Below are 6,409 nucleotides of genomic sequence, written 5' to 3' on the forward strand. Positions count from 1 at the left end.
AACCCCCGGCGGGGCCCCCCGCGGGGGTGCGCCCCTCCTGTCAAGCGTGCTGCGTCGTGGATCAGGCCTCGGCCGAGACGATGTCGACGACCTTGCGCCCGCGGCGCGTACCGAACTGGACCGCACCGGCGGTCAGGGCGAACAGCGTGTCGTCGCCACCGCGACCGACGTTGTTGCCCGGGTGGAAGTGGGTGCCGCGCTGGCGGACGATGATCTCGCCGGCGCTGACGACCTGGCCACCGAAGCGCTTCACGCCGAGGCGCTGGGCGTTGGAGTCACGACCGTTGCGCGAGGAGCTCGCGCCCTTCTTGTGTGCCATGTCGAACCTGCTTTCGTGCTGGAAGAAGAGGGGGTGGGATCACCTGCGGCGGCCCTCACGAGCCACCGAGGAAGTCACTTGATGCCGGTGACCTTGAGGCGGGTCAGCTGCTGACGGTGACCCTGGCGCTTGCGGTAGCCGGTCTTGTTCTTGTACTTGAGGATCGTGATCTTCGGGCCCTTTTCGTCCCGGACGACCTCAGCAGTGACCTTGACCTTCGCGAGCGCCGCAGCGTCGTGGGTCACCTTCTCCCCGTCCACCAGCAGGATCGCAGGAAGCTCGACGGACTGTCCGGCACCAGCCGACAGACGGTCGACGACGACGATATCGCCGACGGACACCTTCTCCTGGCGGCCACCGGCCTTGACGATCGCGTACACCACGTTGTTGCTCATCTCTTCTAGTCTTGGCGTGCTCGCCATGTCTGGTCGTCTTGGCAGGACTCAACACACCGTGGCGTGCGAGTGCGACCGGACCATGGGCACACGGGACCAGTGCGCACCGAGCGCACCGACGTTCAAGGGTACGGGAATCTCGGAGGCAGGGTCAAATAGCCGCCCTCCCCTCCACGGGTCAAGCCGACGCGCCCGCCCGGACCTCCGTCAGTCGAGGACGAAGGTGACCTCGAGCGCCACCTGCCAGGCGACGATCTTCCCGTCCCTGACCTCGACCTTCTGCTCCTTGACCCACGCGCCCGTGAGGTTGCGCAGCGTCTCGCTCGCCCTCTCGATCCCGGTCTTCACCGCGTCGTCGAAGCTCACGTCGGACCGTGCACTGATCTGGGTGATGCGCGCTACCGAGCCGCTCATGACGTCCTCCGCCGTCCAGGGCGGACGCCTCGTCGCGTCCGCGCACCCCTCCACGATCCCCCGCGGGGCGTCGGCGCGCCAGTGCGCGGCCGCCGAGCCGCGCGTCGGCCGTGCCGAAGCGCCGCTCGACGTCAGCGCAGCCGCGCCGCGAGCCCCGCGACGATCACGTCGGCGCCGAACCCGAACCGCTCGTCGAAGCCGCGGGCGCCGTCAGCATCACCGACACCTCCGACACCGTCGACGTCGTCAGCGCCCGCACCACCGACCGCCTGCTCCTCGACGACGAAACCCAGGACGAAGCTGAGCACGGTCCCCCAGGCGCGCGCGGCGTCGTCGGGCGCGAAGCCTGCGGACGTGAGGATGCCCAGCGGGACCTCGACCGCGTCGCGCAGCGCCTCGTCCGTGACGAGGGTGCCGCTGAAGACGCGCGCGCCGTCGCGGTGCGCGAGCAGCATGCGGCGCAGGTTCGTCGCGGAGTCGCGCACGCAGTCCTGCCAGGGCGACCCGGCAAGGGTCGCCTCGTCCCAGGCCTCGCCGTCGACGAGGTCGCGCAGCATGGTGGCGGCCATCTCGTGGAGCAGGTCGGCCTTGCTCGCGAAGTGCCAGTAGAGCGCGGGCGCCTTGACGCCGAGGTCCTGGGCGAGCCTGCGCAGGGTCAGCCCGTCGAGACCGACCTCGTCGAGCAGCGCGAGCGCCGCGCGCACGACACGCTCCCGGTCAAGCCGCTCGGCCATCGCCCGCCCTCCTCGGATCGTCGGCGGCCACGGGTCGGCCGCACGCCCTCACCTTGACACCTTAACAATGTTCAGCAACTCTAACGTTGTTAGATTGAACAACGTTAAGGAGACTCCGGTGCGCGTCCTGATCGTGATCGACCACCCCTACGAGGGCAGCTACAGCCGGGCGCTCGCCGCCGCGGCGATCCGCGGCGCGACGAGCGCCGGGCACGACGTCGACGTGATCGACCTCGACCTCGACGACTTCGACCCCGTCGTCCGACGCGCAGACCTGGGCGCGTGGCGCGAAGGACGGACCGTCGACCCCCGGGCCGCCGAGTACCAAGGACGCCTGGCCGCGGCCGACCACCTCGTCCTGGTCCACCCCGTCTGGTGGGAGGTCATGCCCGCACGCCTCAAGGGCTTCTTCGACAAGGTCCTGGTCCCCGGCTTCGCGTACACCGAGAGCCGGGTCGGGACGCTCCAGGGGACGCTCGGGCTCTCGGGCGTCACGCTCGTGACGACCATGACGACCCCCGGGCCGCTCTACCGCCTGTGGTTCGGCGCCCCCGTGCACCGCGTCGTGGCCCGCGGGGTCTTCGGCCAGCTCGGCGTGCCACGGGTCCGTTGGGTCAACCACCCCCGCGTCGCCGAGGTCTCCCCGGCCCGGCGGGCACGGTGGCTCACGGCGCTCGAGCGCCGGTTCGCGAGCCTCCCCGAGCCCTCGGACCGGGCGCGCGACCGCGCGGCCCGCCGGACCGCCGCACGACCGGCGGCCGTGCGAGGCGTTGCCGAGCACGAGCCCGCGGCACGCCCCGCCGCCTGACGGCCCGCGACACCCCCCAGCACGACGAAGGACCCCGGCCGGAGCCGGGGTCCTTCGGTGGTGCGGGGTGGTCGACGGGTCAGGCGTTCGCCTGCCCGTTCGACTCCGCGGCCGAGGCCTGGGCGATCTGCGCACGGACGTCGTCCATGTCGAGACCCTTGACGGCCTCGACGACCTGCTCCAGAGCGGGTGCGGGGAGCGCGCCCGGCTGCGAGAAGACGAGGACGCCCTCGCGGAACGCCATGAGCGTCGGGATCGAGGTGATGTTCGCGGCGGCGGCGAGCGCCTGCTCGGCCTCGGTGTCGATCTTGCCGTGCACGACGTCGGGGTGGGTCTCCGAGGACGCCTCGAACACCGGGGCGAACTGGCGGCACGGGCCGCACCACGACGCCCAGAAGTCCACCAGGACGATGTCGTTGTCCTTGATGGTCTGCTCGAACGTGGCGCCGGTGAGTTCCTGGGTTGCCATGAAGGTCCTTCCTGAGGGGTTCACCAGGTGCAGCAACGGGTCCCCGGGAGGTATTCCCGGCCCGCGGGCGAACATACGCCGGGTTCCTCCCGGCCGCCTGCCGGGACCCGGGACCCCGACCTCCACCACGGTGACCCAGGTCACGTCTAGGCTGTGGCGCGTGGAACGCCTCAGGCCGCGCACGATCGCGGGATACGCCATCGGTTCGGTCGGCACGGGCGGCTTCGGCACGCTGCCCGGCCTCATGCTCCTGTACTACCTGACGGACGCGCTCGCCGTGCCGGCCGCGGTCGCAGGCCTGGTCGTCACGGGCGCGAAGGTCTGGGACGTCGTGATCGACCCGTTCATCGGGTACGGCAGCGACCGCGACCTGGCCCGCACGGGCTCGCGGCGGCGCTTCATGACGATCGGCGCGTGCACGATCCCCGTGTTCTTCGCGCTGACGTTCGCGGTCCCCGGCGGGGCCTCGACGGCCGCGGCCTCGATCTGGGTGCTCGTGGCCTTCCTGCTCGCGGCCACGGCGTTCTCGCTGTTCCAGGTGCCGTACATCGCGCTGCCCGCGGAGATCGCACCGACGTACGACGAGCGCACGCGCCTCATCAGCTGGCGGGTCGCGACCCTCGCGTTCGCGATCCTGCTGTTCGGCGCGGGCGGCCCGGTGCTGCGTGGCGAGACGAGCTCGCTGTCGGGATACCTCACGCTGGGCGTGGTCGCAGGCCTGGTCATCGGGGCCGGCATGTTCGTCGCGTCCCGGGTGGCCCCGCGCGCCGAGCGCGCCGCCGGCCCGACGGCGTCGCTCCCCCCGGGTGCGCACGCCGCGGCCCCGCAGGCGGCCACGTCGGCCGCGGGCGCGTTCCGCCTCGCGGTCTCGGAGGCCGTCGCGACGCTGCGCCGCAGCCAGCCCTTCCGGGTCCTGCTCACGGCGTTCTTCCTCCAGGCCCTCGCGACGGGTCTCATGCTCGCGGCCGCGAACTACGTCGCGACCTACGTCCTCGAGTCGACACTCGCGGTGAGCCTGCTGTTCGCGGCGCTCATCGCGCCCGCGCTGCTGGTCATGCCGCTCTGGAACCGGCTCGCGCGCCGGGTCGGCAAGGAGCGCAGCTTCGTCCTCGCGAGCTCGCTGTTCGCGGTCGCGACGCTGTGCATGGTGCCGCTCGCGTGGGCTCCGGGCGCCTGGGTGTACCTGCCGACCGCTCTCGCCGGCGTCGGGTACGCGGGCATGCAGGCGCTCCCGCTCGCGATGCTGCCCGACGTGATCGCGCACGACGCCCGCACGGTCCCCGTCACGGGTCAGGGCCCGTCCGACCGTGGCGGGGCGTTCAGCGGCGTGTGGACCGCGGGCGAGACGACGGGCATGGCGTTCGGCGCCGGGCTGCTGAGCCTCGTGCAGTGGGTCACGGGCTACCAGTCGTCGAGCGCGGGCTTCACACCTGAGCAGACGACGGCCGCGGTGGACGGCATCGCGCTCTCGTTCTCGCTGGTCCCAGCGGTTCTTGTCGCGCTGAGCCTCCTGGCCCTCGTACGCTATCGACTGCGCAGGGGCGACATCGACGTGCCCACCGAGGAGCCCGCAGCGCATGAGCGCCCTTGACGACACCCCCCTGCCCGCCCCGCCCGTCCTGCGGACCGAGGGCATCCTCGACCGCCTCGCAGCGCTGCGGGCGGCCGACGCCCCGACGCACGGGGGCCGCGTGCTCTCGTACGTCTACGACCCGGACCTGGCCGAGCTCGACGCCCTCGCGGGCGACGCGATCCGCGCGGTCCAGCCGCTCAACGCCCTGGATCCCACGACGTTCTCGTCGGTCGCGGTCATGGAGCGCGAGCTCGTGGCCTTCGCGCGCGACGTGCTCCACGGGACGGGCGCGCAGGACGCGAGCGGCGTCGTCGGGACGGTGACGTCCGGCGGGACCGAGAGCTGCCTGCTCGCCGTCAAGACCGCCCGTGACGCGTTCCTCGCGGCTCACCCGCCGCGGGCCGACGGCACGCCGCACACGCTCGCGACGCTCGGCTTCGCCCCCAAGGTCGTGGCACCGAGCACGGTGCACGCCGCGTTCCACAAGGCCGCGACGTACCTGGGGCTCGACCTCGTGCTGGTCCCCGTGGACCCCGCGTCGTGCCGCGCGGTCCCGGCCGCCATGGCTGCGGCCGTGGGAGACGGGAGCGACGTCGCGCTCGTCGTCGTCTCCGCGCCGTCGTACCCGCACGGGGTCGTGGACCCGGTCGAGGAGGTCGCGGCGTCCGCGAGCGCCCTGGGCGTCCCGGTGCACGTGGACGCGTGCGTGGGCGGGTGGGTGCTGCCCTTCTGGCCCGACGACGTCGCACACGTCCCGCCCTTCGACTTCCGTGTGCCGGGGGTCACCTCGATCTCCGCCGACGTCCACAAGTACGGCTACGCCCCCAAGGGCGCCTCGGTCCTGCTCACGCGCGACCGCGACCGGCAGCGCCACCAGCTGTTCGCGACGACACGCTGGCCGGGATACCCGGTCGTGAACTCGACGATCATGGGCTCGAAGTCGGCGGGGCCGCTCGCCGCGGCCTGGGCCGTGACGCAGGCGCTCGGCGTGCCGGGCTACCGGGCCGTGACGGCACGTTGCGCCGTCGCGACGGTCACGCTGCGCGAGGTGCTCGACGCGATCGAGGGCCTGCGCGTCGTCGGCGACCCGGTCGGGCCCCTCGTGGCGGTCGCGACCGACGAGTCGGTGCCCGCGGAACGGCGGGTCGACCCGCACGTGTGGTCGGACGCGGTCCGGGCGAGCGGGTTCGTGCTCCAGCCGCAGCCCGGCTACACCCAGCCCGACGGCTCGCGACTGCCGCACACGACGCACCTCACGGTGACCCCCGTGACGGCGGGCGTGGTCGACGAGCTGGGTGCCGCGCTGGTCACCGCCGCGCAGGCCGTGCGCGGTGTGCCACGCCCCGACCCGCAGGAGGTCCTGGGCGCCCTGGTCGCGACGCTCGCCCCAGGGGTCCCGGCGCCCGAGGTGCTCTCGGCCCTGGGGGCTCTCGACGCGCGCACGGCGTGGGACCTCGTGCAGGCCGCCGTGCTCGGTGGCTCCGACCCGCGGGGCGGTGACGCCCCCGAGCCGGGCACGGGCCCCATGGCTCCGCTGCTGGCCCTCGTCGAGGCGCTGCCGTCCGCGGTCGGCGAGCGCCTGCTCATCGAGCTCATCGCGCGTCTCGCAGAGCCCGTGGCGCCGCCGGTCGACGCCCTGGCGGCGGAGCCCGGGGGCTCCTGAGCCACGACCGGCGGGTGGGGCCGGGTCCGTGCAG

At 73.1% G+C, this 6,409-nt stretch carries 8 protein-coding genes; 3 read left to right on the forward strand and 5 right to left on the reverse strand.

Going from position 1 to position 6,409, the window contains the following annotated elements; all coding sequences use genetic code 11:
• Nucleotides 1–61: 61 nt before the first annotated feature.
• The 4 genes from rpmA to H9652_RS01430 form a co-directional block, all read right to left on the reverse strand.
• A complete protein-coding gene (gene rpmA / locus H9652_RS01415; protein WP_030151568.1) occupies nucleotides 62–319 on the reverse strand; it encodes a 50S ribosomal protein L27 in 258 nt (85 codons plus the stop codon).
• Nucleotides 320–393: 74 nt separating this feature from the next.
• The gene (gene rplU / locus H9652_RS01420; RefSeq protein WP_191789147.1) at nucleotides 394–702 is read right to left on the reverse strand and encodes a 50S ribosomal protein L21; all 309 of its coding nucleotides are present in this window, start codon (nucleotides 700–702) and stop codon (nucleotides 394–396) included.
• A 219-nt stretch (nucleotides 703–921) separates the two neighbouring features.
• A complete protein-coding gene (locus tag H9652_RS01425; RefSeq protein ID WP_056651409.1) occupies nucleotides 922–1,128 on the reverse strand; it encodes a dodecin family protein in 207 nt (68 codons plus the stop codon).
• Nucleotides 1,129–1,259: 131 nt separating this feature from the next.
• Complete coding sequence (locus H9652_RS01430; RefSeq protein WP_191794329.1) at nucleotides 1,260–1,862, reverse strand: TetR/AcrR family transcriptional regulator C-terminal domain-containing protein; 603 nt, start codon at nucleotides 1,860–1,862, stop codon at nucleotides 1,260–1,262.
• Between the two features lie 67 nt (nucleotides 1,863–1,929).
• Between H9652_RS01430 and H9652_RS01435 the strand changes: the two genes are divergently transcribed.
• A complete protein-coding gene (locus tag H9652_RS01435; RefSeq protein ID WP_191794330.1) occupies nucleotides 1,930–2,670 on the forward strand; it encodes an NAD(P)H-dependent oxidoreductase in 741 nt (246 codons plus the stop codon).
• A gap of 79 nt (nucleotides 2,671–2,749) precedes the next feature.
• Here the strand turns inward: H9652_RS01435 and trxA are convergent, their stop codons facing one another.
• The gene (gene trxA / locus H9652_RS01440) at nucleotides 2,750–3,139 is read right to left on the reverse strand and encodes a thioredoxin (protein WP_191788897.1); all 390 of its coding nucleotides are present in this window, start codon (nucleotides 3,137–3,139) and stop codon (nucleotides 2,750–2,752) included.
• Nucleotides 3,140–3,299: 160 nt separating this feature from the next.
• Here trxA and H9652_RS01445 point away from each other — a divergent pair, with 160 nt between their 5' ends.
• Complete coding sequence (locus tag H9652_RS01445) at nucleotides 3,300–4,730, forward strand: MFS transporter (protein ID WP_318243932.1); 1,431 nt, start codon at nucleotides 3,300–3,302, stop codon at nucleotides 4,728–4,730.
• Nucleotides 4,717–6,375 (forward strand): pyridoxal phosphate-dependent decarboxylase family protein, encoded by a 1,659-nt coding sequence (locus H9652_RS01450; RefSeq protein WP_191794331.1) that lies wholly within the window; start codon nucleotides 4,717–4,719, stop codon nucleotides 6,373–6,375. Before H9652_RS01445 ends, H9652_RS01450 begins: the two co-directional genes overlap by 14 nt.
• Nucleotides 6,376–6,409 lie beyond the last annotated feature (34 nt).

The sequence above is a fragment of the Oerskovia rustica genome, assembly GCF_014836555.1.
Classification (GTDB): Bacteria; Actinomycetota; Actinomycetes; order Actinomycetales; family Cellulomonadaceae; genus Oerskovia; species Oerskovia rustica.